Genomic DNA, 22863 nt, shown 5'->3' with positions numbered 1-22863 from the left:
GATGGGCGGCCTCGGCCCCGGGATCGGGGGCCTCGAATATCTGGTGATCGGCATCGTCGCCCTCGTGGTCGTGGGCCCCGAGCGGCTGCCCGGAATGCTGCGCGCGCTCGGCAAGATGGTCGCCAAGGCCCGCGGCATGGCCAACGAGTTCCGCGCCAGCTTCGAGGACATGGCTCGCCAGTCCGAACTGGACGAGCTGCGGAAAGAGGTCGACGCCCTGCGCACCAGCCAGATGGTGCCCCTGGGGGCCGCCGCCGACGCGGCGTTCAAGGATATCAAGGCCGAGCTGGACAAGCCCGCCTATGTCGAGACACCGCCGAATGCCGTGGTGCTGGACCAGCCCGAGTTCCCCGAATCCATGACGATGCCCGCGCCCGAGGCCGCAGCCCCGGCCGCAGCCGCTGCGCCGAAGCCGCGCAAGCCCCGCACGGCGGCCGCCAGGACGACCTCGGCCGATGGAGCCGCGAGGACACCGATCAAGCCCCGGGCCAAGGCGGTTGCCGGGAAGGCCGAAACGCAGACGCCTAAGGCCTCCAAATCCCGCGCGCCGCGTAACAGCAAGATCGACCTGTGACCGTTCGCGACGAGGACGAGATCGAGGCGTCGCGCGCGCCGCTGATGGATCACCTGATCGAGCTGCGCGGGCGTCTGGTCTGGTGCGTGGTGGCCTTCATCCTGGCGTTCATCCTGTGCTTCTTCTTCGCGGCCCAGCTGCAGGTCGAGCTGATCAAGCCGTTCCAGGCCGCCGCCGCCGTTCACGCCGACGCCGTGGCCCGGGGCACGCACGGCAATCCGCTGGACCTGCTGGCCATCGCCGTCGGCATGAAGCCGCTGCCGGCCGGTGGCCTGGCGGCCGTCGAACTGATCGCCACCGCGCCGCTGGAACAGCTGTTCACCAAGATGAAGATCGCCGGGTTCGGCGCCATCGTCCTGGCCTTCCCGATCATCGCCTATCAGCTGTACGCCTTCGTCGCGCCCGGCCTGTACCGCAACGAGAAGGGCGCCTTCCTGCCGTTCCTGATCGCGACGCCGGTCATGTTCTGCCTCGGCGGGGCCCTGGTCTATTTCGTCATGCTGCCGTTCGTGATGCTGTTCTCGCTGAGCCAGCAGATCTCGAGCGAGGGCATCACCGTCCTGCTGACGACCAAGATCTCGGACTATCTGAACCTGGTGACCTCGCTGATCCTCGCGTTCGGCCTGTGCTTCCAGCTGCCGGTCGTGACGACCCTGCTGGGCATGGCCGGGCTGATCTCGTCCAAGCTGATGGCGGAGGGGCGTCGCTATGCGATCGTCGCCGTGGTGGTCCTGGCCGCCGTGGTGACCCCGCCGGACCCCATCAGCCAGCTGATGCTCGCCGTGCCCCTCGTGCTGCTCTACGAGGTCTCGATCTGGTGCGTCCGCCTGATCGAGCTGCGGCGCAAGAAGGACGAGGACGCCGAGGGGCTGGAGGCCGCCTGACCGAGCCGGGATGCCGGCGAACGGTCGGAAGCGACGTCGCCAGCGGTGCCATCTCACCTGTTCGAACAGGCGGGATATAATCGTCAGGAGCGGGCGGGTCCGAGTACCTTGCGCGCTTCCGCCAATCGGCGTTACCTGAAGCGGTGGCGCTGCGACGGCGGATCCGTCTGAGGCCATCCGGACAGGAGCACTCCCATGGCCTCGCGTTTGCAGACATCCTGGCGGCTGGCATCGAGCCTCGTCGTCGCGGCAATGGCCGTCGCCGGCTTGACCTACGCACAAACGGTCAACGAGGGTCAGGGCGGCAAGGTCAACGTCAGGTGCGAAGGATCCACGGGAAGCTGCCTCAACCCGGCGGGCGGCTCGCTTCGCAGTGCGCCGGCAGACGAGCCCGCAACGCCTTCAGGCCCCGCACCCTCGGCGCCCCACGCGACCGCGACGCCTGCCGACGAGGCACCGGACGACGCGGACGCGGCCGCGGAGGAGTCGTCGGAAGGCGAGCCGGAGCCTGGTTCGAACGATGAGGCGTAATCGGTTCATCGCCCGCCACGATGGCGCGACCCTCGCGGAGGCCCCGGCTTGTTATCAGAGGCCGTCGCGTCCCGGGGGTAGCAGGCAAGGTCACGGTGCCGGGGCTTCGAAGAACAGGAGCCAATCCTCGCAACGGGACGGGTCTGCGAGAATCGTTCTGGGTCGCCGGCCGATCTTGCCGTCGCGTTCGATGACGCCGATGTCGCCATAGAGGCCTGCCAGTCGGTCCAGAAGGCCTGAGGGATTTCCGCATCGGCCGGCGTTGAACTCAAGGACGAGGGCAGGGCGGTCCCGTTCCAGAACCGGCCAGGCCCCTTCGATGAAGGCCTCTTCTGCACCCTCCACGTCGGCCTTGATGAAGTCGATCTTCGGCCAGTCTGCGATCATGGTCGCCAGTCTGGCCCCTGCGACGGGCGTGGCGTTGACCTCGGATCCCGGCGGGGCGCTGGAGAGGTGGGCGTTCTTGGGCTCATGATCCGGGGTGTGAAGGCTGAGCGTCACGCCGTCCTCGGCCCCTGCGGCCTGTTCGATGACCGTCGTCCAGAACTGGAAACCGTTCGCATAGACCGACTTGCGAAGCAGGGCCGCTGTCCGCGGGTGGGGCTCCACCGCGGCGACGCGTCCCGTCGGCCCCGTCAGATGCGCGAACATCAGGGTATAGTAGCCGTGGTTGGCCCCGGCATCGACGATCGCCATGCCCGGCCTGATCCGACGCGCCATGAAGCTGGTCAGCCAGGTTTCCCACGCGCCGTCCAGCATGACGGGCGCGCCGAACCCCACGTCGTCGGCCGTGACGAACAACCTGTACCGGCCCAGGACACGGCACAGGACCGTGTTGTCGCCGACGTACACCGGGCTCGCCAGTCCGCGGCTGCGTTTCAGAAGCGCATCCGGCGAGAGGTGCGTGATCTCCTTGCGGCTGATCAGGCGATCCCGGGTCGAAAGGCTTCGGATCCAGTTCAGCAGTTTCACGCGTTGATCTCGCATCGCCCGGAAACGAAACGGCCGGGAGCGACGGATGTCGTCCCGGCCGCGGCTGTCGGCAGTTCGCCCGGCCGTGTCCGGCCGGGCTGAAACCTAGCAGCTGTAGTACATGTCGAACTCGACGGGGTGGGGGTGGAGGGCGAGGCGCATGACCTCTTCCATCTTCAGCTCGATGTAGCTGTCGATGAAGTCGTCATCCATGACGCCGCCCTTCTTGAGGAAGGCGCGGTCCTTGTCGAGGTTCTCGAGCGCTTCCTTCAGCGAGCCGCAGACCTCGGGGATGTTGCCGCGCTCTTCGGGCGGCAGGTCGTAGAGGTTCTTGTCGGCGGGGCCGCCCGGATCGATCTGGTTCTCGATCCCGTCGAGGCCCGCCATCAGCAGGGCCACGAAGGTCAGATAGGGGTTGCCCATCGGATCGGGGAAGCGGGCTTCCAGACGCTTGGCCTTGGGCGACGAGGTGTGCGGGATGCGGATCGAAGCCGAGCGGTTGCGGGCCGAATAGGCCAGTTTCACCGGGGCTTCGTAGCCGGGCACCAGACGCTTGTAGGAGTTGGTGGTCGAGTTGGCGAAGGCGTTGATGGCCTTGGCGTGCTTGATGATGCCGCCGATGTACCACAGGCACTCCTGGCTCAGACCGGCGTATTTGTCGCCGGCGAACTGGGGCTTGCCGTCCTTCCAGATCGACATGTGGACGTGCATGCCCGAGCCGTTGTCGGCGAACATGGGCTTGGCCATGAAGGTGGCCGACTTGCCGTAGGCCGCGGCCACGTTGTGGATCACGTACTTATAGAGCTGCAGGCGGTCGGCCATGGTCAGCAGGTCCGAGAACTTCAGGCCCAGCTCGTGCTGCGCCGGGGCCACCTCGTGGTGGTGCTTCTCGGGGTTGAGGCCCAGGTCGCGCATGACGCCCAGCATCTCGCCGCGCAGGTCCTGGCCGCTGTCGACCGGGTTGACGGGGAAATAGCCGCCCTTGGGCCCGGGGCGGTGGCCCATGTTGCCCTCGGTGTATTCCGAGCCCGTGTTGGCCGGCAGCTCGATCGAGTCATAGCTGTAGCCGGTGTTGTGCGGCTGGGTGGACCAGCGGACGTCGTCGAAGATGAAGAACTCGGCTTCCGGGCCGAAATAGACCTGGTCGCCCGCGCCCGAGGACTGGACATAGGCCAGGGCCTTCTTGGCCATCGAGCGGCTGTCGCGGTTGTAGGGCTCGCCCGTGTCCGGGTTCATCACGTCGCAGAACAGGAACATCGTGGTCTGCTGGTAGAAGGGGTCGATGTAGGCCGTCGTCAGGTCCGGCATCAGCAGCATGTCGGACTCATTGATCGCCTTCCAGCCGGCGATGGACGAGCCGTCGAACATGGTCCCCTCGGTCAGGAATTCCTCGTCGACCAGGTCGATGTCGAAGGTGACGTGCTGCAGGCGTCCCTTGGTGTCGGTGAAGCGGACGTCGACGTACTTCACGTCCTTGTCCTTGATCTCCTGCAGGATCTTCTTGGCGGCGCTCATAGGTTCGATGTCCTTCTGCGTTTCTTCTGGGGAGGAAGCTGTACTGGTCTAGACCGCCTGGGCCCCGGTTTCGCCGGTGCGGATGCGGATGACGTCGGTGATGTCGGAAACGAAGATCTTGCCGTCGCCGATCTTGCCCGTGCGGGCCGCCGTCTGGATGGCTTCGATCACGGCCGGGGCCAGGTCGTCGGCGACGACCACCTCGATCTTGATCTTGGGCAGGAAGTCGATGACGTATTCGGCACCGCGATAGAGTTCGGAATGACCCTTCTGGCGGCCATATCCCTTGGCCTCGAGCACGGTCATGCCCTGCACCCCGATGTCCTGGAGCGCCTCTTTCACGTCGTCCAGCTTGAACGGCTTGATGACGGCTTCGATTTTCTTCATGGGCGCCCCCGAGGTGGTTGGGCCCGATCTCTTGCGAGAACGTCCAGACACTCGGGGAGCAAAAGGACACCGCATCGCAGCATAAGGCAAGGGCCGCGTTGCATTTTCAGGCGGTCCGTGCGCGGAAGGACGGATGGTGGAAACGAATGCTCCGTCCCTCTGGCTGGCCGTCCTTCCCTGGCCGGACGCGCAGACGCACAAGCACACGCGCGGACGGCTGGGCGTGGTCTCGGGCGGCCCCCTGCGGACGGGGGCCGCGCGGCTGTCGGCGCGGGCGGGACTGAGGACCGGGGCCGGGCTGGTGCGGCTGCTGTGCCCGGCGGACGCCGCCCGGGTCGTGGCCGGGGCCGTCGAGGCGATCATGGTCGACGCGTTCGCCACGCCGGAGGACCTGGCCACCCTGACCGCGCCGATGCAGGCGGTGGTGATCGGGCCTGCGGCCGGGCTGGATGAGGCGACGGTGGCGAACCTTGCGGCCATAGCGGACGGGGCGGCGGCGCTGGTGGTCGATGCCGATGCCCTGACGATCTTCGCGGGCCGGGCCGGGGACCTGTTCGCCCTGCTGGACGACGGCGACGTCATGACCCCGCACGAGGGCGAGTTCGAGCGGCTGTTTCCCGGCCTGCTGGAGCGCGGCCGGGAGGCGGCGGCGATCGAGGCGGCCGGGCGGTGCGGCGCGGTCGTCGTGCTGAAGGGCAGCCGGACCCTGATCGCCGCGCCGGACGGGCGGATCGTGGTTCAGCCCGAGGCCTCGCCCTGGCTGGCGACGGCGGGCAGCGGCGACGTGCTGGCCGGCATGATCGGCGGGTGGCTTGCGCAGGGGATGTCGGCGTTCGACGCGGCCTGCGCGGCTGTCTGGATGCACGCCGATGCGGCGGCCCGTTTCGGTCCCGGCCTGATCGCCGAAGACCTGCCCGAACAGATCCCCCACGTCCTCAGGAGCCTGCGATGACCCCGACCCTGTATGGCATCAAGGCCTGCGACACGATGAAGAAGGCCCGCGCCTGGCTGGACACGCACGACCGGGCCTATGTGTTCCACGACTACAAGGCGGTCGGCATCGACCGGGCGACGCTGGCGGGCTGGGTCGCCGAGCACGGCTGGGAGACGGTGCTGAACCGCAACGGCACGACCTTCCGGGCCCTGCCGGACGACGCCAAGGCCGGGCTGGACGCCGACAAGGCCATCGCCCTGATGCTGGCCCAGCCGTCGATGATCAAACGGCCGGTGCTGGATACGGGAGACCGGACGGTGGTGGGGTTCAAGCCCGAGATCTATGCGGCGGCGTTCGGGGTGGAGTAAAGCTTCTAAATCAGTAGGTTGGGCTGGTCAGTTTGCAGGCTGAAGTCAGTTCTGGCCGAGGCCGATTGCACTCCGAAAAAACCGAGTCCATCGAGTGCAAATCTAGATTTTTCAAGGCCTTGGATCGCACCGATTTGGACTCCTGGAGTCCAACGAACTTTAGGTGCCCATTCCTTCTCCCCTTGCGGGAGAAGGTGCCCCGGAGGGGCGGATGAGGGGTGACTCCCGGTGTCGCCGGTGGCCGCGCGTCAAGCTCACACTCGATGCTCCGGAGTCACCCCTCATCCGACCTCGCTTCGCTCGGCCACCCCTCCTCGGATCGCATGCGATCCTTCGTCGACCCGCAAGGGGAGAAGGGATTTTTAGATCAGCCCTCGACGTCGGTCTCCGGGCGATCGTGGCCGTCGGCGCGTTCGGTGACCCAGGCACCGGTGCTGTCGGCGTATTCGATCATCGCCGTCTGATCCGCCACGCGCTGCTCGCGCGAGGCCCTCACCGCCGCCGCCTTGGCCGCGTCGTGGTTGGGGAAGGTCTCGGAATAGGTGTCGCCGACCTTGTAGGCCCAGCCGCCGTCGTGTTCGACGATGCGATAGGTGACGTGGGTCATGGGAGGCTCCGTGATGGGGGTATGGAGGCCTCATTCGCATTTTCTGCGCGGGCGTGCATCCATTTCGCGCCGTGGCTGCGACCACTCATCGAAAGCGCGGGCGATGGGCCGGCGCGCACGGGGTGAAGACGATGGAAGACCTGTTCCGTTCCTACTGGTGGCTGCTGTTCCCGCTGGGCTGGTTCGTGTTCGGCGGCCTGCAGTCGGTGATCGACTATTTCCGGCACAAGGACACGCTGAAGATCATCAAGACCTATGCGGACAAGGGCGAACAGCCGCCCGAGGCCCTGCTGAAGGCGCTGGAGCAGCCGGAGTACGAGGACCGGCGCGACCGGCGGCGCTATCGGTACCGGTCGCACGGCGAGCGGGGGAATGTCTTCTCGGTGGTGCTGTTCGGGGTTCTGGCCGTGGGCTTCGGCTATGCCAGCTTCACCAACATGTACGCGGCGGGCGACGCCTTCCTGATCGTGACCTTCGTGATGGGGGCCCTGGCCCTGGCCTCCCTCGTCTCGGTCGTGCTGGCCGAGCGCAATCCGCGCGAGTGATGGTGGTCCGTGGGGGGCATGACGACAGACGCCGACCTGGTGCGGGCCGCCCGCGCCGGATCGGACGCCGCCTTCGCGCGGCTGGTGGAGCGGCATCAGGCCCCGGTGCGGGCCTTCCTGCGCCGGATGCTGGGCGGCAGTTTCGACATGGCCGACGACCTGGCGCAGGAGGTGTTCGTCGCCGCGTGGAGTTCGCTGGGACGGCTGGAGGATCCGGCGGGCGTGCGGTCCTGGCTGTTCGGCATCGCCTGGCGGCGGGCGCAGGACCGGATGCGGTCGGGCCTGAGGGGGCAGGCGCGGGACCGGGCCTGGCTGGACGAGATGCAGGCCCCGGCCGGGATCTCGCCCGAGGACCGGCTGGCGCTGGCCGACGCCATGGCGACCCTGCCGGCCGACCAGAGGGCCTGCGTCGCCCTGTGCCTGGCCGACGGATGGTCGCATGGGGAGGCGGCCGAGGCGCTGGGGCTTCCGCTGGGCACGGTGAAGTCGCATGTTGCGCGGGGTCGGGCGCGGTTGCTGGCCGTGCTGACGGGAGGATCGGATGACGCCTGAAGACAAGCTGTCGGCCTTCTTCGCTGAGACCGCCGTACCGGCCCGCGACCTGGGCTTTCAGGCCATGGTGGCCGAGCGGGTCGCGCGCCGCCGGGCGATCGCGACCGTGGTCGCCCTGATCCCCTGGACGATCGCCGCCATCACCCTGTGCTGGGCCCTGGGTCCGCTGCTGGCGCCCTTCGTGCTGGAATTCAGCCAGACCCTGGCCCCGGCCGCCGCCATCCTGGCCCTGACGGCGCTGGTCGTCGCGGTGTCCCTGACGGCGGGACGCAGGCTGTCACTGGTCTGAGGCGTCAGACGGCGCGCAGATACTCCAGGCATTCGGCCTTCACGGTCTGAAGCGCGGGATCGGTCACGCCCTCGACGGCGGCGATGACGGTCGGGTCGTCGGTGGCCTCGCAGGTCAGTTCGTCGGCCCCGCCCGAGGCGTCCAGCGCGGTCAGGACGCCGGACGGATTGATCGGCAGGGCCCGGAACAGGGCGTCGGCCATCCCTTCCGCGTATTCGCCGTCGACCTCGGGTCTCAGCAGGGGCGCGACGGCCAGCCAGCCGGGGTCGCCCGTCGCCATGCCGGCGAACACCGGGTCCAGTCCGTTCGGGGCCGCTGGACCGGTCAGGACGAGCACGGTGTGGCCGGCACCATCGGCCGCGATCAGATTCGCCAGGTGTGCGGCCGTCATGGGCTGCTCGGGAATGGCCTCGGGTTCGGTCGGTTGAACGCGCGGCGAGCAGGCGGCCAGCGCGGCCATCAGGGCGATCAGGGTCAGGCGATGTGGCATGCGGAGTCTCCTCGAGCGGCACCTTACGAAGATTTCACGTCATCTGGCGCATCCGTTGGCGCTCGCCGCTGCCTCTTGTGATCAGAAGGCCGGGCATCAGGCACGCGCCGATCACTGAAAAAGGGGCCAGACCCATGGAAGACTTCATCCCGATCTTCGCCATCTTCGCCGTCTTCGGCTCCATCACCGCCATCGTCGTCGGGCCCAGCTGGCTGAAGAGCCGGGAGCGCCGCGAGATGCAGGCCACCGTCCGCGCCGCCATCGACAAGGGCCAGCCCCTGCCGCCGGAAGTCATCGAGGCCCTGAGCACCGAAGCCACCAAGAACCTGTCCAGCCGCACCCGCGACATCCGACGGGGCATTATCTGGCTGGCGACCGGCGTCGGCATCGCCGCCTTCAGCCTGATCAACGAAATGCGCGGCGTGGGTGACGACTGGGACAACGGCGGCAACTTCGACAGCGGACTGCTGGGCATCGCCGCCATTCCGGTCACCGTGGGCCTGGCCTATCTGGTCCTGAGCTTCTTCAACAAGAACAAGGACTGAGCCCGGCCTGACAGGGGGAAACAGTCATGGCCAAGTCCTTGATGGACCATCACGACGTCGAGCTCGCCGCCCTCGCGGCGGCGGGCGGGCGGCGCGAGTTCGGCGAACTGGTGCGCCGCCACGGCTCGGCCGTGCGGTATCTGCTCCGGCGGATGGGCGCGCAGGGCGCCGAGGCCGACGACGTGGCCCAGGACGCTTTCCTGCAGGCGTTCGAGAAATGCGCCGAGTTCCGGGGGGAGGGGACCTTCGCCGCCTGGGTCAAGCGCATCGCCGCGCGCCTGTACCTGAAGCGCAAGGCCAAGGACGCCCGCTATGTCGCCGAGGTCGAACCGGATCAGGAAGAGGTCACCCCCGCGCCGGACCGGGCCGGACTGGTCGATCTGGACGAGGCGCTGAAGACCCTCAGCGAGACGGAACGCCTGTGCGTCTCGCTGTGCCATGGCGCGGGGCTGTCTCATCCCGAGATCGCGGCCGCCATGAATCTGCCGCTTGGAACGGTGAAGTCACATGTCAAACGTGGTCTGGATAAACTCCGTGCCCGGCTTTCGCCAATCTCTGGGAAAGACGGTGCCGGACAGTCGGGGAGGGCGACGCATGTCGGCTGACGAATTCGATCCCATGATCGAGCGGCTGTTCGCCCGCACGCCCCATCTGGCGGATGCCCCCCTGTTCGCCGCCGGTGTCGAGACGAAGCTGCAGTCGTCCACCCGGATGCGGACCCTGGCCCTGACCCTGGCCGGGGTGGTCGGCGGGATCATCGCGGTGCGGGAATCCATGAACCTGGACCTGCAGTTGACGGATCCGCAGGCCCCGGTCGCGGGCCGGGTCATCGGCCAGAGCCTGCAGTCCGCCAGCCTGGACGTGCAGGGAGCCGTGGCGTCGGGTCTGTCGCAGATGGGCCTGGCCGACGTGACGCTCGGGTCCATGGGCGGGATGCAGCTGTTCTGGATCACCGCGGGCGCGCTGATCGCCCTGGCCGCGGCAGGGGTGGTGAAGCTGTCGCAGGAGGTCTGATCCGCCCAGGTTGCCCGGCCCCCGCGTCGCCCCCGGAGGATGACTGAGGGTCCGGGTTGCTGCTAAAGGCAGCGATCAGTTTGAAGGTTCGCCATGTCCGCCCAGACCCAACCCACGGTCAAACGCCTCGCCGCCCCTGACATCATGAAACGGAAGGGGGGCGAGCCGATCGTCTGCCTGACCGCCTATGACGCGCCGACGGCCGCGCTGCTGGACGATCACTGCGACCTGCTGCTGGTCGGCGACAGCGTCGGCATGGTCGTGCACGGCCTGCCGAATACGGTCGGGGTGACGCTGGAGATGATGATCCTGCACGGCCAGGCGGTCATGCGCGGATCGAAGCGGGCCATGGTCGTGATCGACATGCCGTTCGGCAGCTACGAAGGCGGCATGCAGATCGCCTACGAGAACTGCGCGCGGGTGATGAAGGAAACCGGGGCCCAGGCGGTCAAGCTGGAGAGCGGCCCGACCGTGCCCCAGACCATCGAATATCTGGTCCAGCGCGGCATCCCGGTCATGGGCCACGTCGGCCTGCGCCCCCAGGCGGTGCTGACGGAAGGGGCGTTCAAGGCCAAGGGCAAGACCGACGACGAGCGCCTGCGCGTCATCGCCGAGGCCGAGGCGACGGCGGATGCCGGGGCCTTCGCCATCGTCATCGAGGGCACGGCCGAGGGCGTAGCCCGCGAGATCACCGGGACCATCGACAAGCCGACCATCGGCATCGGGGCCTCGGCGGCCTGCGACGGGCAGATCCTGGTCACGCCCGACATGCTGGGCCTGTTCGACTGGACGCCGAAATTCGTGCGCCGATACGCCGATCTGCGCGGGGAAATCACCTCGGCGGTCGCAAGCTATGCCGCCGATGTGAAGTCCCGCCGTTTTCCTGCCGAAGTCGAGACCTACTTCTCCAGCAAGCCCGCCGTCTCGTAAGGTCCGTCTTCGTCGACGGACATGCGTTGCGGCGCGGACGTTGACTCTCTAGGGTCCGCGCCGATTGGCTTTGCAGCGTTTTTTGGGGCGGCGTTTCACGTGACTGATGTCTTCGAAGAGGTCGAGGAGGAGATTCGCTCCGAACGCCTCAAGCGCCTGGCGCGCACCTGGCTGCCGGTTGTCGGCGGCATTCTGGCCGTCGCCCTGGTCGCCGCCCTGGCGTGGTGGGGCTGGCAGAGCTTCCAGACCAGCCAGGCCAACAAGGCCTCGGTCGCCTATCAGCGGGGGATCGAATCCCTGCAGTCGGGCGACACGACCGCCGCCGAAAGCGCTTTCGCCGAGGCCGAGAAGGCCGGCAACGGTGCCTACAAGGCCCTGGCGCTGCAGCAGCGCGCGGGTCTGGCCGTCCAGGCCAACCGCATTCCCGACGCCATCAAGCTGTTCGACGACGCGGCCAAGGCCGATTCCGATCCGATGCTGGCCGACCCGGCCCGCTACAAGGCCGCCCTGCTGCTGATGGACAACGGCGGCACGCTGGCGGACCTCGAGGCGCGCCTGCTGCCCTTGACCGAAGACGACCGGCCGATGCGCCCCTTCGCCCAGGAGGCGCTGGGCCTGACCCGGTTGCAGTTCAACAAGCCCGCCGAGGCGCGCGAGCAGTTCGTGCTGCTGACCCTGGGTCAGGACGTGCCGGAATCGGTGCGCCAGCGCGCCCAGGCCGCGATCAGCATGATCGACGCCGGCCTGGTCACGGGCCTGGCGCCCATCGTCGCCGCCCAGCAGCTGGTGCCGCCGCCCGAGCCCGCGGCCCCGACCGGCCCCGACGGCCAGCCGATCGACCCGCGCGCCCTGGAAGCGGCGCGTCAGGCCCAGGCCCAGGCCCAGGCCGCAGGCGCGAACTGACCGTGACGACCCGCCCCCTCAAGACCGGAACACCGATGACCCCTGTGTCGCGCGCATTGAAGACGGCCCTGGTTGTGGGGCTCGCTGCCGGACTGGCGTCCTGCGGGACCGTGCGGCGCGTGCTGCCGTTCGGTCTGGGCCAGGACGACGCGCCCCAGGCGACGGCGACCGAGGGGACGCGGATCTCCATCCTGACCTTCGAACAGCAGCTGGCGCCCTCCGCCGGTCTGGCGGGGCGTGATTTCTTCCTGCCGGGGCCGGTCGCGGCCACCGCCTGGCCCCTGCCGGGCGGCACCGAGACGAACTCGATCGAGCACGTCATCGCCGCGCCGACCTTCACCGTCGCCTGGCGCCGCAAGATCGGCGCGGGGTCGGGCAAGACGCGTCAGGTCATGGCCCCGGTCGTGGCCGACGGCGGGCGTGTCTTCGTCATGGATGGCGAATCGACCGTCACGGCCGTCGATGCCGGCTCGGGCGACGTCGTCTGGAAGGTAGACGTCAAGCCGGAGGGCCGCGAGGTTCGCGGCGGGTCCAGCCTGTTCGGCCTGCCCGTTCCCTCCATCGGCGTGGGCGGTCCCGGCGAGCTGACCGGCGGTTTCGGCGGCGGTGTCGCCGTCGGCGGCGGCAAGGTCTTCGTGGCCTCGGGCTATCGCACCATGTCGGCGCTGGACGCGGCCACCGGCGCGGTGGTCTGGACCGTCGCGGTCGACGTGCCGATCCACGGCGCGCCCACGGTCGCCGGCAACCACGTCTATGTCGTCGACGTCGACAACCAGCTGATCGCCTTCAACACCGCGACCGGTCTGCAGGACTGGTCGTACCGCGGCATCGTCGAGCCGGCCCGCATCATGCGCGCCTCCAGCCCGGCCGTGAGCGGCGAGACGGTCATCGCGCCCTTCTCGTCCGGCGAAGTGGTCGCCCTGCGCGCCGGCAACGGCCAGGCCGTCTGGCAGCAGGTCCTGTCGCGCACCAGCCGCACCAGCGCCCTGTCGGAAGTTCGCGACATCGCCGGACGTCCGGTCATCAGCCGGGGCTTCGTCTATGCCGTCGGCCACTCGGGCGTGATGCAGGCCATGGACATCCGCACCGGCCAGCCGAAATGGTCGCTGCCGATCGCGGGCGTCAACGCGCCTCTGCCCGCGGGCGACGTGGTCTATGTGGTGTCCAAGTCCGGCGAGCTGACCCTGGTCAACCGCGAGACGGGGGCCGTCTACTGGACGCGCGACCTGAACGACGGCCTGATCCGCCAGGAAGGCGGCTTCCTGGGCTTCTTCGACCGCACGGTGCGCCCGGAGTGGTCGGGTCCGATCCTGGCGTCGAACCGGCTGATCCTGGTCAATTCGGACGGCAACGCCGTGGCCTTCGATCCGAAGACCGGCCTGCAGACCGCCAGCCTGTCGCTGGGCGCGCCCGCCTATATCGCCCCGGCCGCCTACAACGGCGCGCTTTATGTTCTGACCGACGACGGTGAACTGGTCAGCATCCGCTGACCTTTCACGTCGAATTACGCTAGAAGGCCGACATGGCACTGAAGCTCGCCATCGTCGGCCGCCCCAATGTGGGCAAGTCGACACTGTTCAACCGGCTTGTCGGCAAGCGCCTCGCGCTCGTCGACGATCGCCCGGGCGTGACCCGCGACCGGCGCTATGCCGAGGGCAGTATCGGCGACATGGACCTGACGCTGATCGACACGGCGGGGTACGAGGACGTCAGCGACGACAGCCTGGAAAGCCGGATGCGCGAGCAGACCGAGCTGGCGCTGGAAGACGGCGACCTGATCCTGTTCATGATGGACGCGCGCGAGGGCGTGACCTCGCTGGACCGCATCTTCGCCGAGCGTCTGCGCAAGCAGCACAAGCCCGTCATCCTGCTGGCCAACAAGGCCGAGAGCCGCGAGAGCGGCGGCGGGGTGGGGGAGGCGCACGCCCTGGGCTTCGGCGAGCCGGTCGCCATCTCGGCCGAGCACGGCGAGGGGATGGCCGACCTGTACGCCGCCATCCGCGACGCCTCGGTCGACATCTTCATTGAGGAGATCGACGAGCCGGACAAGCCGATCCGCATCGCCATCATCGGCCGCCCGAACGCCGGCAAGTCGACGCTCATCAATCACCTGATCGGCGAGGACCGGCTGCTGACGGGGCCCGAGGCCGGGATCACGCGCGATTCCATCTCGGTCGACTGGGAGTACGAGGGCCAGAACATCCGCCTGGTCGATACCGCCGGGATGCGCCGCAAGGCGCGGGTGCAGGAGAAGCTGGAGAAGCTGTCGGTCGCCGACACCATCCGCGCCATCACCTATGCCGAGGTCGTCGTGCTGGTGATGGACAAGGACAACGCCTTCGACGTCCAGGACCTGCAGCTGGCCGATCTGGTCGAGCGCGAGGGCCGGGCGCTGGTCTATGTCGCCGCCAAATGGGATCTGGAAGAGAACCCGCAGGCCAAGCTGGCCGACCTGACGCGGATGGCCGACGACAAGCTGCCCCAGCTGCGCGGATCACCCTTCGTCGCCCTGTCGGCCCATTCAGGGCGCGGCGTCGACCGGCTGATGCCCGCGGTGCTGAAGGCGCATGCGACCTGGTCGGTCAAGGTCAAGACCAAGGACCTGAACGACTGGCTGTCCATGGCGACCCAGAGGCATCCGCCCCCCGCCGTGGACGGCAAGCGGATCAAGACGAAATACATGGCCCAGACGAAGGCTCGCCCGCCGACCTTCGTGCTGTTCGCCAGCCGCGCCGCGTCCCTGCCGGAGCACTATATCCGCTACCTGACCAACAGCCTGCGCGAGAGCTTCGACCTGCCGGGCACGCCGCTGCGCCTGACCATCAAGGGCGGGTCGGAGAACCCCTATGCCTCGGGCGGCGCCAAGTCCGGCCCCGAACGCTACAAGGGCGACGCCAAGACCGCACCCCGCGCGGTCCGCAAGAAGGCCGAGGAGGAATCCCACCTGCCCGGCAAGGCGCTGGAGCAGAAGAAGACCCGCGTCGCCAAGCCCCGCATCATCGGCGCGGTGAAGAACTCGGCGTCCAAGAAGGCCGGGTCGTCGGTGGCGGTCCAGAAGGGCGCCCGGGGCGGCGCGCGTCAGGTGTCGCGGTCGGGCCGCGTGCGGACGGGCCAGAAGCACCTGCCCAAGAAATAGGCCCCGGGACCGGTCGTTCGGGAGCGTTAGGCCTACGAAAGCGTATGGCTTGAGTGCCAGTCCAAGGGCGCGCGTATCGCTGTCCGGTCCCGATGTTGTCCCGAAGTCCGCCGCCTGTTCCGTTGCCGCCCCACCTTCGTCAGCGCCTGGCCTCCCTGATCCAGGCGTATGACCAGGGCCTGGGCCCGGTGGAGCGGGAGGCGCGGGAGCGACAGGCCGCGAACGCCCCGATGACAGCCCTGCAGATCCGGAGCGTCGCCGACGCCCGCTATCCCGCCGACGTGCGCGGGTTCCTGGATACGCTCGGGTATCAGGCCCTGTATCGCGATGACCTGGAGCGGGCGCTGGCCGTCCGGGCCGCGAGCGCGCCTGCGGCGGCGGCACCGGACGCCGGGGCCGGCGCCCGTCCCGATCGCCCGCGCCGCCGGAGCGCTCTGGCGGCCAATCTTCTGAGACTGGCGGTCCTGGCCATGGCGGTGGCCGCGGGCGGGCTCATCCTCCAGTTCAGCCTGCCGAAACTTCGGGCGGAGCCGGCGTCACCCGGGGCTGCGCGGCCGACATCGGCGTCGGCGACGCCGGCATCGGTCCCGCCGCCCGAGGACAGCCCGTGCCGCCAGGCGCTCCGGACCGACGCATCGGCCTGGTGTGAAAGCGCCCTGACGGGAACGCGCGCGCGGGGCCCGACGGCGGCAGCGACGCGCGAAGCGTGCGGCAGTCCGCTGGCCGCCAACAGCGACACGGTCCGTCTGGCGCTGAATGGCCTGCTCGATGACGGTGTGACGGAAACCTATGGTCCCGCCGAGGCGCGGCAGCGGTGCGCGGCGGCGGCGATGCTGGCCGTGCCCCGGTAGGGGGGTGGGCGCGGGCACAGCCGTTCCGCGATGGAGGCCTTCGTCTGACGGCCGGTTCAACGGAGACCGGGCGGTCAGGGCAGGGCAGGCGCGGCGGCGATGCCCGGCTTGGGCAGGGGGACGTCTTCCCGCATCGTCACGGCTCGCTCCGGTCCATGCGGGGTCGCTCCGGTATGGCCCTCGATCCAGTGAACGACCGTCATGACTTCGTCGACGGAGGCCTCGAGATCCAGGGTCGCCAGATCCTCGAGCTCGACGACGGCCTCGCCTTCAACATCGGCGGCGGGCGGTTCAGGGTCGGGCATGCGCCCTCCGGGCTGGGACTGGCCGCCATGTTGCACGGTTCCTGGTCAAGCCGGCACGAAATCGTCCGGCCCATCAGATCCCGCCGGCCTCATTGCCCCTTGAACATCCCGCCCGACTCCGGCATAAGCCCCCGCTCGCAGGCGGCTCATCCGATGGGCCGCCGCATTTCGTTTTCGCGTTGTCGGGTTTCGATCCGTTGCGCCCGACCCTGAGATTGAGACGGACATGGCTGTTCCGAAGCGCAAAGTATCGCCCTCGCGTCGCAATATGCGGCGTTCGCACGATGCCCTGGGCACCAATGCATACACCGAAGACAAGGACACGGGCGAGCTGCGCCGGTCGCACCACATCGACCTGAAGACCGGCACCTATCGCGGCCGTCAGGTCCTGACGCCCAAGGAAGAGTAGACCTCAGGGTCTCTCATCCCGCCCGACGGAGCGCGAAACGCGCAGGCCGGGCCGGGAGGCGTTCGACGAGTTTTGCGGCGCACGGTTCCCCCGTGCGCCGTTTTCGTGCGTTGATGAGGCATCGATCCTTCAAGGAGTGCCCCTCATGATCCGATCCCCGACTGCCGTCGCCGCCACGGCCCTGGTCCTCGCCGCCTGTAGCGCGCAGGAGCCCGCCTCGGCCCCCGCGCCCGAAACACCCGTGGCAGCGGCACCGATGGAGCCGGCCGCGCCGGCGGGCGACGTCCTGACGGCCCAGGGCTATGGCGCGCTGCGGATCGGCATGATGCGCGCCGAGGTGGTCACCGCCATGGGCGACGATTCGAACCCGGCCTCCGTGGGTGGGCCCGAGCCCGAGGTCTGCGACCAGTGGCGGCCCGCCCGCGCTCCCGAAGGCGTGCTGGTCATGATCCAGGAGGGGGTGCTGAGCCGCATCTCGGTGGCCGACCCGTCGATGCTGAAGACCGATCGCGGCTTCGGGGTGGGTGACACCGCCGCCGCCATCAAGGCCGCCTACGGCCCGCTGGTCGTGGCCCAGCCGCACAAGTATTCGCCCCCCCCCGGCCGAGGACCTGTTCGTCTGGCAGGTCGGCGCGCCGGCGACGGCGGGCGAATATGTGCAGGACGCGGCCGCGCGCGGCATCCGCTACGAGATCGGTGACGACGGCAAGGTGAAGATCGTCCACGTCGGCGGCCCGGCCATCCAGCTGGTCGAGGGCTGCGCCTGATCTGACGGTTCGGCGGTTGGCGATTCGCGGGGGCCGGGCTAAACCCCCGGCCTGATCTCCCTGCATCGCGAAGGCCTCAGCCCATGACCGACATCGCCGACATCGTCGCCCGCCAGATCCTCGACAGCCGGGGCAATCCCACGGTCGAGGTCGATGTCGTGCTGGATGACGGCAGCTTCGGCCGCGCGGCGGTGCCGTCCGGGGCCTCGACCGGCAAGCACGAGGCGGTCGAGCTGAGGGACGGCGACAAGGACCGCTGGGGCGGCAAGGGCGTGCAGAACGCGGTCGACGCCGTCAACGGCGAGATCTTCGACGCCCTGTCGGGCATGGACGCCGAGGACCAGCGCCGCATCGACGAGGCGCTGATCACCCTGGACGGCACCGAGAACAAGAGCCGTCTGGGGGCCAACGCCATCCTGGGCGTGTCGCTGGCCGTGGCCAAGGCCAGCGCCATCTCGGTCGGTCTGCCGCTGTTCCGCTATGTCGGGGGCATCTCGGCCCGCGTCCTGCCGACGCCCATGATGAACATCATCAACGGCGGGGCCCATGCCGACAATCCGATCGACATCCAGGAGTTCATGATCCTGCCGACCGGGGCCGAGAGCTTCTCGGAAGGCCTGCGCATGGGCTCGGAGATCTTCCACGCCCTGAAGAAGCAGCTGAAGGACGCCGGCCACAACACCAACGTCGGCGACGAGGGCGGCTTCGCTCCCAACCTGGCCTCGGCCGAGGAGGCCCTGAGCTTCATCACCAAGGCGGGCCAGGCCGCCGGCTATCTGGCCGGCGAGGATTTCCACCTGGGCCTCGACGTCGCGGCCACCGAGTTCTTCAAGGACGGGGCCTACAACATGGCCGGCGAGGGCAAGATTCTGGACGGGGAGGGGATGGTCGCCTACCTGGCCGACCTGTGCGAACGCTTCCCCATCGTCTCGATCGAGGACGGCTGCGCCGAGGATGATTTCGACGGCTGGAAGCTGCTGACCGATGCCCTGGGCGAGCGCGTCCAGATCGTCGGCGACGACCTGTTCGTCACCAACCCGGCCCGTTTGGCCGCCGGTATCGGCGAGGGTCTGGCCAACTCCATCCTGATCAAGGTCAACCAGATCGGCACCCTGTCCGAGACCCTGGACGCCGTCGATATGGCGCACCGCGCGGGCTATACCGCCGTGATGAGCCACCGCTCGGGCGAAACGGAAGACTCCACCATCGCCGACCTGGCCGTGGCCACCAATTGCGGACAGATCAAGACCGGCTCACTGGCCCGGTCGGACCGGACGGCCAAGTACAACCAGCTGCTGCGCATCGAGGAACTGCTGGGCGACCAGGCGTCCTACTACGGCGACGGCATGCTGCTGAAATAGGGGGCGGATCGCGGACCTTCGGGTCCGCTTTTTCTGCCTAGTCGATGCGGGTCCAGCCGAGCGGCTTCAGGACCTCCATCGGCCGGAACTGGGCCTTGTAGTCCATCTTGGGCGAGCCCTCGACCCAGTAGCCCAGATAGACGAACGGCAGGCGCACGCCCTGGGCCTGGCGGATGTGGTCCAGGATGGCGAAGACGCCCAGCGAGCGCTTGCTCAGGGCGGGATCGAAAAAGCTGTAGACCATCGACAGCCCGTCCGAGAGCAGGTCGCACAGGGTGACCGCGACCAGGTCGCCGGGGCCTTCGTCGGTCGAGGGCAGGCGGTATTCGATCAGGTGGGTCCGGACCGCCGTGTCCTCGACCATGGCGATATAGTCCGGCCAGGTCATGTCGGTCATGCCGCCGCCGGGGTGGCGGGTCTCGAGATAGCGTTTCAGCAGGGCGAACTGCTCCTGCGTGGCCTCCGCCTCGACCAGGTCGCGCGACAGGTCGGCGTTGCGGCTCAGGATCTTGCGGTGTCCGCGCGACGGCTCGAACTCCGGCACCGGCAGGCGGACGGAGATGCAGGCGTCGCAGCCCTCGCAGGCCGGGCGATAGGCGATGTTCTGGCTGCGGCGGAAGCCGGCGTGGGTCAGCTCGTCGTTGACGTGGGCCCCGTCCGAGAAGGGCAGGTTGGCGAACACCTTCCGCTCGGTCATGCCCGGCAGATAGGGGCAGGGGGCGACCGCCGTCATGAAAAAGCGCAGCTGACGCGTGGGAACATGCTGCGTCACGTCAGGGCGTCCGCATCGGTTGGACGATCATCGAGGGCAGGCAAGGCGTCATGGGTTGATTTGGCGTCATTCCGGCCTGCGCCGCAAGGCCGTTCGCGCCGGAGCTGATCCGGCGCGACATCTTCACAGGCTGGTGTCCGTGGGCAGGACCGGAGCCTCGCGCAGCAGGACGATGGCGATGCGGCGATTTCCGGCCAGCGAGGGGTCGTCGGGATACAGCGGATCGGAGCCCGCCTTGCCCGCCACGGAGTAGACCCGGTCGGCGTCGACCCCGGCGGCCTGGAGGATGGCGCGCGAGGCGTCCGCGCGGTTGGCGGACAGGGGCCAGTCGGTGGCGACCGAGGCGCGACCCGAGCCCGCGACGGCCGAGGTGTGGCCCGAGATGGAGATGCGGTTCGGCAGCCGGTTCACGACCCCGGCGATGGCCCGCAGCAGGACCTGGGCGCGGGCATTGGGGCGGGCCGAGTTCTGGTCGAACATCGAGCGGCCTTCCTGATCGACGAGCTGGATGCGCAGGCCCTCGGGCGTCTGGTCGATGATCAGCTGTTTGGACAGTTCCGCCAGTTCGGGCATGCGCTGCATGGCCTGGCGCAGGGATTCGGCGGCGGAGGCGAACTCCGCGGCCTCGCGCGCGGCGATCTCCTGGCGCAGTTCCTCCTCGGAGGCGGCGGCCAGGTTGGCGTTGGTGCCGACGTCCTCGGGCGCGTCCTCGGGAGCCTCGGGGGCCTGCTGTTCCAGGACCGACATGGAGCCGGAGCTCTTGGAGCCGTCCTCGCCCAGCGAGGTGCCGCCCAGGATGCCGCCCGAGCCCGAGGTCGTCTGCGACACGCTGGCGGGGGCGAAATACTCGGCGATGCCGCGCTTCTGTTCCGGGTCGGTCGTGTTGATCAGCCACATCAGCAGGAAGAAGGCCATCATCGCGGTCACGAAGTCCGCATAGGCGACCTTCCAGGCGCCGCCGTGGTGTCCACCGCCGACGACCTTCTTGACCTTCTTGATGAGGATCGGACGATCACTCATGGACGACATGGCACAGGCCCCGGACAACGATACCGGACCGTGGTCGATCAAGGTTAAGGCCGCGTTGCCGACAGGGCGGTTGTCGCCGCGACCACTTGCCCCTAAACCCACCGCCCAGTGCGGATGTGGCGAAACTGGTAGACGCACCAGATTTAGGTTCTGGCATCGCAAGATGTGGAGGTTCGAGTCCTCTCATCCGCACCATCATCCTTGAAGCGCGCTAACGCTCGGCTCGCGGAGCCTCGCTGCCTGAGCGCAACCTTGGAGGGGCGCTAACGCGCGCGACGCGGTCGCTCGCTGCCTGAGCGCGGGACACCAGACAAAGCAAAAGGCCCGGGATTGCTCCCGGGCCTTTCGTCGTTGAGGGCTGAGGAACTCAGTCCTTCTGGTTGTCGACGCCGGTGCCCATGGCCTCGGCCGGGGAGGACATGGTGGTCTCCTCGGTGATGTCGATGCCCTTGGCCAGCTTGGAGTTCCAGAAGCCGTAGGCGGCATAGATGACCGCGCCGACGGCGGCGTAGCCACCCAGCAGCATCAGCGGCAGGGGGTTGTCCTCGGCGGCATGCTGGAACATCGGGATCAGGTTCTGGCTGGCCAGGAACAGGCAGGCCAGGATGCCCAGGACCGCCGTGAAGATGCCGCCGGGGACCTTGAAGGGCCGGGGCATGTCCGGGTGCTTGATGCGCAGGAAGATCACGCTCAGGCAGACGATCGAGAAGGCGGTGGCCGTGCCCAGCGACACCAGGTCGCCCAGGATCGAGATCGGCAGGAAGGCCGCCGCGATGGCGATCAGCAGACCCAGCAGGATGGTGCCGATCCAGGGCGTGCGGAACTTCGGATGGATCACGGCGAAGGCGCGGGGCAGCAGGCCGTCGCGGGCCATGGTGTAGAAGATCCGCGTCTGGCCGTAGCAGAGCACCAGCATGACCGAGGACAGGCCGGTGATGGCGCCGATCTTGATCATGAAGCTGATCAGGTTCAGCGGCTCGCCGCTGGCCAGGATGATCGGCGTGTCGGCCCAGCCGAGGCTCATGCGGTCGATGGCGACGGCGACGGGCGCGGGGCTGGCCAGCTCCAGATAGGGAACCACGCCGGTCATGACGGCGGCGACGGCCATGTAGATCAGCGTACAGACGAACAGGGCGCCCAGGATGCCGAAGGGCACGTCCTTGGACGGGTTCTTGGCCTCGGCGGCGGCGGTCGAGACGGCCTCGAAGCCGACGTAGGCGAAGAAGATGATCGCGGCGCCGCGGAAGATGCCGCCGACGCCGAACTGTCCGGCGACGCCGGTGGGCTCAGGGATGAAGGGGACCCAGTTTTCCGGGTTCACATAGCCGATCCCGACCGCGATGAACGTCAGCAGGACGATGATCTTGATGATCACGATGGCGTTGTTGATGTTGGCGGATTCGGACACGCCCAGCACCAGCAGGCCGCAGACCGAGGCGATGCCGATGGCGGCCACCAGGTTGAAGGTTCCGGTCATGGGGAAGGAGGTCGCGCCCGCGTCCTGGACCAGCTGCACCAGAGGCGTGGCCCACTGGGGACCCTCACCACCCGCATACTGGATCACCGGGAAGATCTGCTGGCTGATGCCGAAGTCGCTCAGGATCGAGACGACATAGCCGGACCAGCCGACCGCGACGGTCGAGGCGGCCACACCGTATTCCAGAACCAGCAGCCATCCCATGATCCAGGCGAAGACCTCGCCCAGCGTGCCGTAGGCGTAGGTGTAGGCGGAGCCGGAGACCGGCATGGTCGAGGCCAGCTCGGCGTAGCACAGGCCGGCCAGGCCGCAGGCGATGCCCGCGACCACGAAGGACAGCATGATCGCCGGACCGGCGTTGGCCGCAGCCACCTGTCCGGTCAGCACGAAGATGCCGGCACCGATGATGGCCCCGATACCCAGGCTCATCAGGTTCCATTTGCCGAGCGTACGCTTCAGCTCGCTCTTGGCGGCTTCCTTCTGGATCTGTGCGACGGATTTCTTGAGGAACAGACGGTTCCCCTTTGGCTTGCTGCCAACTGCGGACATGAAGTCTCGCCCCTTGAATACGCGGCGAACCCTCCCCGGGTCGCCTTCCAGCGCGGGACGCTAGCGACCGAAGCCCGCGCGCGCAACGCGGTTTCCGATCCATAAAGGGGCGACGACGTTTTCGTGACCGTGGGCGTTGCGGCCCGGACGCGGTTTCGTGGCGGGAT

The 22863-nt window shown here is 68.4% G+C and carries 28 protein-coding genes and 1 tRNA gene; 20 read left to right on the top strand and 9 right to left on the bottom strand.

Annotation, left to right across the window (positions count from 1 at the left end):
• Window position 1: 1 nt before the first annotated feature.
• The 3 genes from tatB (at window position 2) to BRESU_RS12705 (ending at window position 1989) form a co-directional block, all read left to right on the top strand.
• Window positions 2-574, top strand: coding sequence for a Sec-independent protein translocase protein TatB (tatB, locus tag BRESU_RS17770; protein ID WP_013269962.1), 573 nt, complete (start codon window positions 2-4; stop codon window positions 572-574).
• Window positions 575-618: 44 nt separating this feature from the next.
• Entirely contained in the window at window positions 619-1458 is an 840-nt protein-coding gene (tatC, locus tag BRESU_RS12710) for a twin-arginine translocase subunit TatC (RefSeq protein WP_050762572.1), read from the top strand.
• A gap of 195 nt (window positions 1459-1653) precedes the next feature.
• Window positions 1654-1989, top strand: coding sequence for a hypothetical protein (locus BRESU_RS12705; RefSeq protein ID WP_013269960.1), 336 nt, complete (start codon window positions 1654-1656; stop codon window positions 1987-1989).
• A 90-nt stretch (window positions 1990-2079) separates the two neighbouring features.
• Here BRESU_RS12705 and BRESU_RS12700 read toward each other — a convergent pair whose 3' ends face one another.
• The 3 genes from BRESU_RS12700 to BRESU_RS12690 all read right to left on the bottom strand — a co-directional run bounded on the left by BRESU_RS12700 (window position 2080) and on the right by BRESU_RS12690 (window position 4863).
• Window positions 2080-2961: an FkbM family methyltransferase gene (locus tag BRESU_RS12700; RefSeq protein WP_050762508.1), complete on the bottom strand. Its 882-nt coding sequence runs from the start codon at window positions 2959-2961 to the stop codon at window positions 2080-2082.
• A gap of 105 nt (window positions 2962-3066) precedes the next feature.
• Window positions 3067-4476, bottom strand: coding sequence for a type I glutamate--ammonia ligase (glnA, locus tag BRESU_RS12695; RefSeq protein ID WP_013269958.1), 1410 nt, complete (start codon window positions 4474-4476; stop codon window positions 3067-3069).
• Between the two features lie 48 nt (window positions 4477-4524).
• Window positions 4525-4863 (bottom strand): P-II family nitrogen regulator, encoded by a 339-nt coding sequence (locus tag BRESU_RS12690; protein ID WP_013269957.1) that lies wholly within the window; start codon window positions 4861-4863, stop codon window positions 4525-4527.
• A 133-nt stretch (window positions 4864-4996) separates the two neighbouring features.
• On the opposite strand from BRESU_RS12690, the gene BRESU_RS12685 reads away from it, so the two are divergent.
• Window positions 4997-5815 (top strand): NAD(P)H-hydrate dehydratase, encoded by an 819-nt coding sequence (locus BRESU_RS12685; protein ID WP_041761611.1) that lies wholly within the window; start codon window positions 4997-4999, stop codon window positions 5813-5815.
• On the top strand, window positions 5812-6165 hold the full coding sequence (locus BRESU_RS12680; protein ID WP_013269956.1) for an ArsC family reductase: 354 nt from the start codon (window positions 5812-5814) through the stop codon (window positions 6163-6165). Before BRESU_RS12685 ends, BRESU_RS12680 begins: the two co-directional genes overlap by 4 nt.
• A gap of 367 nt (window positions 6166-6532) precedes the next feature.
• Here BRESU_RS12680 and BRESU_RS12675 read toward each other — a convergent pair whose 3' ends face one another.
• A complete protein-coding gene (locus tag BRESU_RS12675) occupies window positions 6533-6772 on the bottom strand; it encodes a DUF2188 domain-containing protein (protein WP_013269955.1) in 240 nt (79 codons plus the stop codon).
• Between the two features lie 131 nt (window positions 6773-6903).
• Between BRESU_RS12675 and BRESU_RS12670 the strand changes: the two genes are divergently transcribed.
• The 3 genes from BRESU_RS12670 to BRESU_RS12660 are packed head-to-tail and all read left to right on the top strand — an operon-like array spanning window position 6904 to window position 8158.
• Window positions 6904-7317 carry a hypothetical protein gene (locus BRESU_RS12670; protein WP_013269954.1) on the top strand — a complete coding sequence of 138 codons (414 nt, stop codon included), beginning with the start codon at window positions 6904-6906 and terminating at the stop codon, window positions 7315-7317.
• Between the two features lie 18 nt (window positions 7318-7335).
• Window positions 7336-7869 (top strand): RNA polymerase sigma factor, encoded by a 534-nt coding sequence (locus BRESU_RS12665; protein ID WP_013269953.1) that lies wholly within the window; start codon window positions 7336-7338, stop codon window positions 7867-7869.
• Window positions 7859-8158 (top strand): hypothetical protein, encoded by a 300-nt coding sequence (locus tag BRESU_RS12660; protein WP_013269952.1) that lies wholly within the window; start codon window positions 7859-7861, stop codon window positions 8156-8158. Before BRESU_RS12665 ends, BRESU_RS12660 begins: the two co-directional genes overlap by 11 nt.
• A 4-nt stretch (window positions 8159-8162) precedes the next feature.
• Here the strand turns inward: BRESU_RS12660 and BRESU_RS12655 are convergent, their stop codons facing one another.
• Window positions 8163-8648, bottom strand: coding sequence for a hypothetical protein (locus BRESU_RS12655; protein ID WP_013269951.1), 486 nt, complete (start codon window positions 8646-8648; stop codon window positions 8163-8165).
• Window positions 8649-8782: 134 nt separating this feature from the next.
• Between BRESU_RS12655 and BRESU_RS12650 the strand changes: the two genes are divergently transcribed.
• From BRESU_RS12650 to BRESU_RS12615, 8 genes are all read left to right on the top strand, one after another.
• Window positions 8783-9193, top strand: coding sequence for a DUF6249 domain-containing protein (locus BRESU_RS12650; protein WP_013269950.1), 411 nt, complete (start codon window positions 8783-8785; stop codon window positions 9191-9193).
• 26 nt (window positions 9194-9219) lie between these two features.
• Window positions 9220-9798, top strand: coding sequence for an RNA polymerase sigma factor (locus tag BRESU_RS12645; RefSeq protein WP_013269949.1), 579 nt, complete (start codon window positions 9220-9222; stop codon window positions 9796-9798).
• Complete coding sequence (locus BRESU_RS12640) at window positions 9788-10207, top strand: hypothetical protein (protein WP_013269948.1); 420 nt, start codon at window positions 9788-9790, stop codon at window positions 10205-10207. Before BRESU_RS12645 ends, BRESU_RS12640 begins: the two co-directional genes overlap by 11 nt.
• A gap of 93 nt (window positions 10208-10300) precedes the next feature.
• A complete protein-coding gene (panB, locus tag BRESU_RS12635; RefSeq protein WP_013269947.1) occupies window positions 10301-11137 on the top strand; it encodes a 3-methyl-2-oxobutanoate hydroxymethyltransferase in 837 nt (278 codons plus the stop codon).
• Window positions 11138-11236: 99 nt separating this feature from the next.
• The gene (locus tag BRESU_RS12630) at window positions 11237-12040 is read left to right on the top strand and encodes a tetratricopeptide repeat protein (RefSeq protein ID WP_013269946.1); all 804 of its coding nucleotides are present in this window, start codon (window positions 11237-11239) and stop codon (window positions 12038-12040) included.
• Window positions 12041-12075: 35 nt separating this feature from the next.
• Window positions 12076-13530 carry a PQQ-binding-like beta-propeller repeat protein gene (locus tag BRESU_RS12625; RefSeq protein WP_013269945.1) on the top strand — a complete coding sequence of 485 codons (1455 nt, stop codon included), beginning with the start codon at window positions 12076-12078 and terminating at the stop codon, window positions 13528-13530.
• 32 nt (window positions 13531-13562) lie between these two features.
• Window positions 13563-15176, top strand: a complete 1614-nt coding sequence (gene der / locus BRESU_RS12620) for a ribosome biogenesis GTPase Der (RefSeq protein ID WP_013269944.1) — start codon at window positions 13563-13565, stop codon at window positions 15174-15176.
• A gap of 122 nt (window positions 15177-15298) precedes the next feature.
• Complete coding sequence (locus BRESU_RS12615) at window positions 15299-16027, top strand: hypothetical protein (protein ID WP_013269943.1); 729 nt, start codon at window positions 15299-15301, stop codon at window positions 16025-16027.
• Between the two features lie 74 nt (window positions 16028-16101).
• Here BRESU_RS12615 and BRESU_RS12610 read toward each other — a convergent pair whose 3' ends face one another.
• Window positions 16102-16332 (bottom strand): hypothetical protein, encoded by a 231-nt coding sequence (locus BRESU_RS12610; protein WP_013269942.1) that lies wholly within the window; start codon window positions 16330-16332, stop codon window positions 16102-16104.
• A 226-nt stretch (window positions 16333-16558) separates the two neighbouring features.
• Between BRESU_RS12610 and rpmF the strand changes: the two genes are divergently transcribed.
• From rpmF to eno, 3 genes are all read left to right on the top strand, one after another.
• The gene (gene rpmF / locus BRESU_RS12605) at window positions 16559-16741 is read left to right on the top strand and encodes a 50S ribosomal protein L32 (protein WP_013269941.1); all 183 of its coding nucleotides are present in this window, start codon (window positions 16559-16561) and stop codon (window positions 16739-16741) included.
• Window positions 16742-16886: 145 nt separating this feature from the next.
• On the top strand, window positions 16887-17441 hold the full coding sequence (locus BRESU_RS12600; RefSeq protein WP_013269940.1) for a hypothetical protein: 555 nt from the start codon (window positions 16887-16889) through the stop codon (window positions 17439-17441).
• 150 nt (window positions 17442-17591) lie between these two features.
• Window positions 17592-18869 carry a phosphopyruvate hydratase gene (gene eno, locus BRESU_RS12595; RefSeq protein WP_013269939.1) on the top strand — a complete coding sequence of 426 codons (1278 nt, stop codon included), beginning with the start codon at window positions 17592-17594 and terminating at the stop codon, window positions 18867-18869.
• Window positions 18870-18906: 37 nt separating this feature from the next.
• On the opposite strand, the gene BRESU_RS12590 is transcribed toward eno, so the two are convergent.
• Window positions 18907-19641: an arginyltransferase gene (locus tag BRESU_RS12590; protein WP_013269938.1), complete on the bottom strand. Its 735-nt coding sequence runs from the start codon at window positions 19639-19641 to the stop codon at window positions 18907-18909.
• 123 nt (window positions 19642-19764) lie between these two features.
• The gene (locus tag BRESU_RS12585; RefSeq protein ID WP_041761607.1) at window positions 19765-20670 is read right to left on the bottom strand and encodes a flagellar motor protein MotB; all 906 of its coding nucleotides are present in this window, start codon (window positions 20668-20670) and stop codon (window positions 19765-19767) included.
• A 110-nt stretch (window positions 20671-20780) separates the two neighbouring features.
• Here BRESU_RS12585 and BRESU_RS12580 point away from each other — a divergent pair.
• Window positions 20781-20865, top strand: a tRNA-Leu gene (locus tag BRESU_RS12580).
• A 172-nt stretch (window positions 20866-21037) separates the two neighbouring features.
• Here BRESU_RS12580 and BRESU_RS12575 read toward each other — a convergent pair.
• Window positions 21038-22696 (bottom strand): amino acid permease, encoded by a 1659-nt coding sequence (locus BRESU_RS12575; protein ID WP_013269936.1) that lies wholly within the window; start codon window positions 22694-22696, stop codon window positions 21038-21040.
• Window positions 22697-22863 lie beyond the last annotated feature (167 nt).

The sequence above is a fragment of the Brevundimonas subvibrioides ATCC 15264 genome (assembly GCF_000144605.1).
In the GTDB taxonomy this organism is placed as follows: Bacteria; Pseudomonadota; Alphaproteobacteria; order Caulobacterales; family Caulobacteraceae; genus Brevundimonas; species Brevundimonas subvibrioides.
The sequence above is the reverse complement of the archived record's forward strand: the minus strand, read 5'-3'. Positions and strand labels throughout refer to the sequence as shown.

What these genes read in the sequence shown, in the direction of transcription:
- der (WP_013269944.1), top strand. Translation starts at nt 13,563, where the DNA reads ATGGCACTGAAGCTCGCCATCGTCGGCCGCCCCAATGTGGGCAAGTCG.
- BRESU_RS12585 (WP_041761607.1), bottom strand. Translation starts at nt 20,670, where the DNA reads ATGTCGTCCATGAGTGATCGTCCGATCCTCATCAAGAAGGTCAAGAAG.
- BRESU_RS12685 (WP_041761611.1), top strand. Translation starts at nt 4,997, where the DNA reads ATGGTGGAAACGAATGCTCCGTCCCTCTGGCTGGCCGTCCTTCCCTGG.
- BRESU_RS12680 (WP_013269956.1), top strand. Translation starts at nt 5,812, where the DNA reads ATGACCCCGACCCTGTATGGCATCAAGGCCTGCGACACGATGAAGAAG.
- BRESU_RS12665 (WP_013269953.1), top strand. Translation starts at nt 7,336, where the DNA reads ATGACGACAGACGCCGACCTGGTGCGGGCCGCCCGCGCCGGATCGGAC.
- rpmF (WP_013269941.1), top strand. Translation starts at nt 16,559, where the DNA reads ATGGCTGTTCCGAAGCGCAAAGTATCGCCCTCGCGTCGCAATATGCGG.
- BRESU_RS12600 (WP_013269940.1), top strand. Translation starts at nt 16,887, where the DNA reads ATGATCCGATCCCCGACTGCCGTCGCCGCCACGGCCCTGGTCCTCGCC.
- BRESU_RS12675 (WP_013269955.1), bottom strand. Translation starts at nt 6,772, where the DNA reads ATGACCCACGTCACCTATCGCATCGTCGAACACGACGGCGGCTGGGCC.
- BRESU_RS12625 (WP_013269945.1), top strand. Translation starts at nt 12,076, where the DNA reads ATGACCCCTGTGTCGCGCGCATTGAAGACGGCCCTGGTTGTGGGGCTC.
- BRESU_RS12690 (WP_013269957.1), bottom strand. Translation starts at nt 4,863, where the DNA reads ATGAAGAAAATCGAAGCCGTCATCAAGCCGTTCAAGCTGGACGACGTG.
- BRESU_RS12650 (WP_013269950.1), top strand. Translation starts at nt 8,783, where the DNA reads ATGGAAGACTTCATCCCGATCTTCGCCATCTTCGCCGTCTTCGGCTCC.
- tatB (WP_013269962.1), top strand. Translation starts at nt 2, where the DNA reads ATGGGCGGCCTCGGCCCCGGGATCGGGGGCCTCGAATATCTGGTGATC.
- tatC (WP_050762572.1), top strand. Translation starts at nt 619, where the DNA reads ATGGATCACCTGATCGAGCTGCGCGGGCGTCTGGTCTGGTGCGTGGTG.
- panB (WP_013269947.1), top strand. Translation starts at nt 10,301, where the DNA reads ATGTCCGCCCAGACCCAACCCACGGTCAAACGCCTCGCCGCCCCTGAC.
- BRESU_RS12670 (WP_013269954.1), top strand. Translation starts at nt 6,904, where the DNA reads ATGGAAGACCTGTTCCGTTCCTACTGGTGGCTGCTGTTCCCGCTGGGC.
- BRESU_RS12705 (WP_013269960.1), top strand. Translation starts at nt 1,654, where the DNA reads ATGGCCTCGCGTTTGCAGACATCCTGGCGGCTGGCATCGAGCCTCGTC.
- BRESU_RS12655 (WP_013269951.1), bottom strand. Translation starts at nt 8,648, where the DNA reads ATGCCACATCGCCTGACCCTGATCGCCCTGATGGCCGCGCTGGCCGCC.
- glnA (WP_013269958.1), bottom strand. Translation starts at nt 4,476, where the DNA reads ATGAGCGCCGCCAAGAAGATCCTGCAGGAGATCAAGGACAAGGACGTG.
- eno (WP_013269939.1), top strand. Translation starts at nt 17,592, where the DNA reads ATGACCGACATCGCCGACATCGTCGCCCGCCAGATCCTCGACAGCCGG.
- BRESU_RS12575 (WP_013269936.1), bottom strand. Translation starts at nt 22,696, where the DNA reads ATGTCCGCAGTTGGCAGCAAGCCAAAGGGGAACCGTCTGTTCCTCAAG.
- BRESU_RS12640 (WP_013269948.1), top strand. Translation starts at nt 9,788, where the DNA reads ATGTCGGCTGACGAATTCGATCCCATGATCGAGCGGCTGTTCGCCCGC.
- BRESU_RS12645 (WP_013269949.1), top strand. Translation starts at nt 9,220, where the DNA reads ATGGCCAAGTCCTTGATGGACCATCACGACGTCGAGCTCGCCGCCCTC.
- BRESU_RS12610 (WP_013269942.1), bottom strand. Translation starts at nt 16,332, where the DNA reads ATGCCCGACCCTGAACCGCCCGCCGCCGATGTTGAAGGCGAGGCCGTC.
- BRESU_RS12660 (WP_013269952.1), top strand. Translation starts at nt 7,859, where the DNA reads ATGACGCCTGAAGACAAGCTGTCGGCCTTCTTCGCTGAGACCGCCGTA.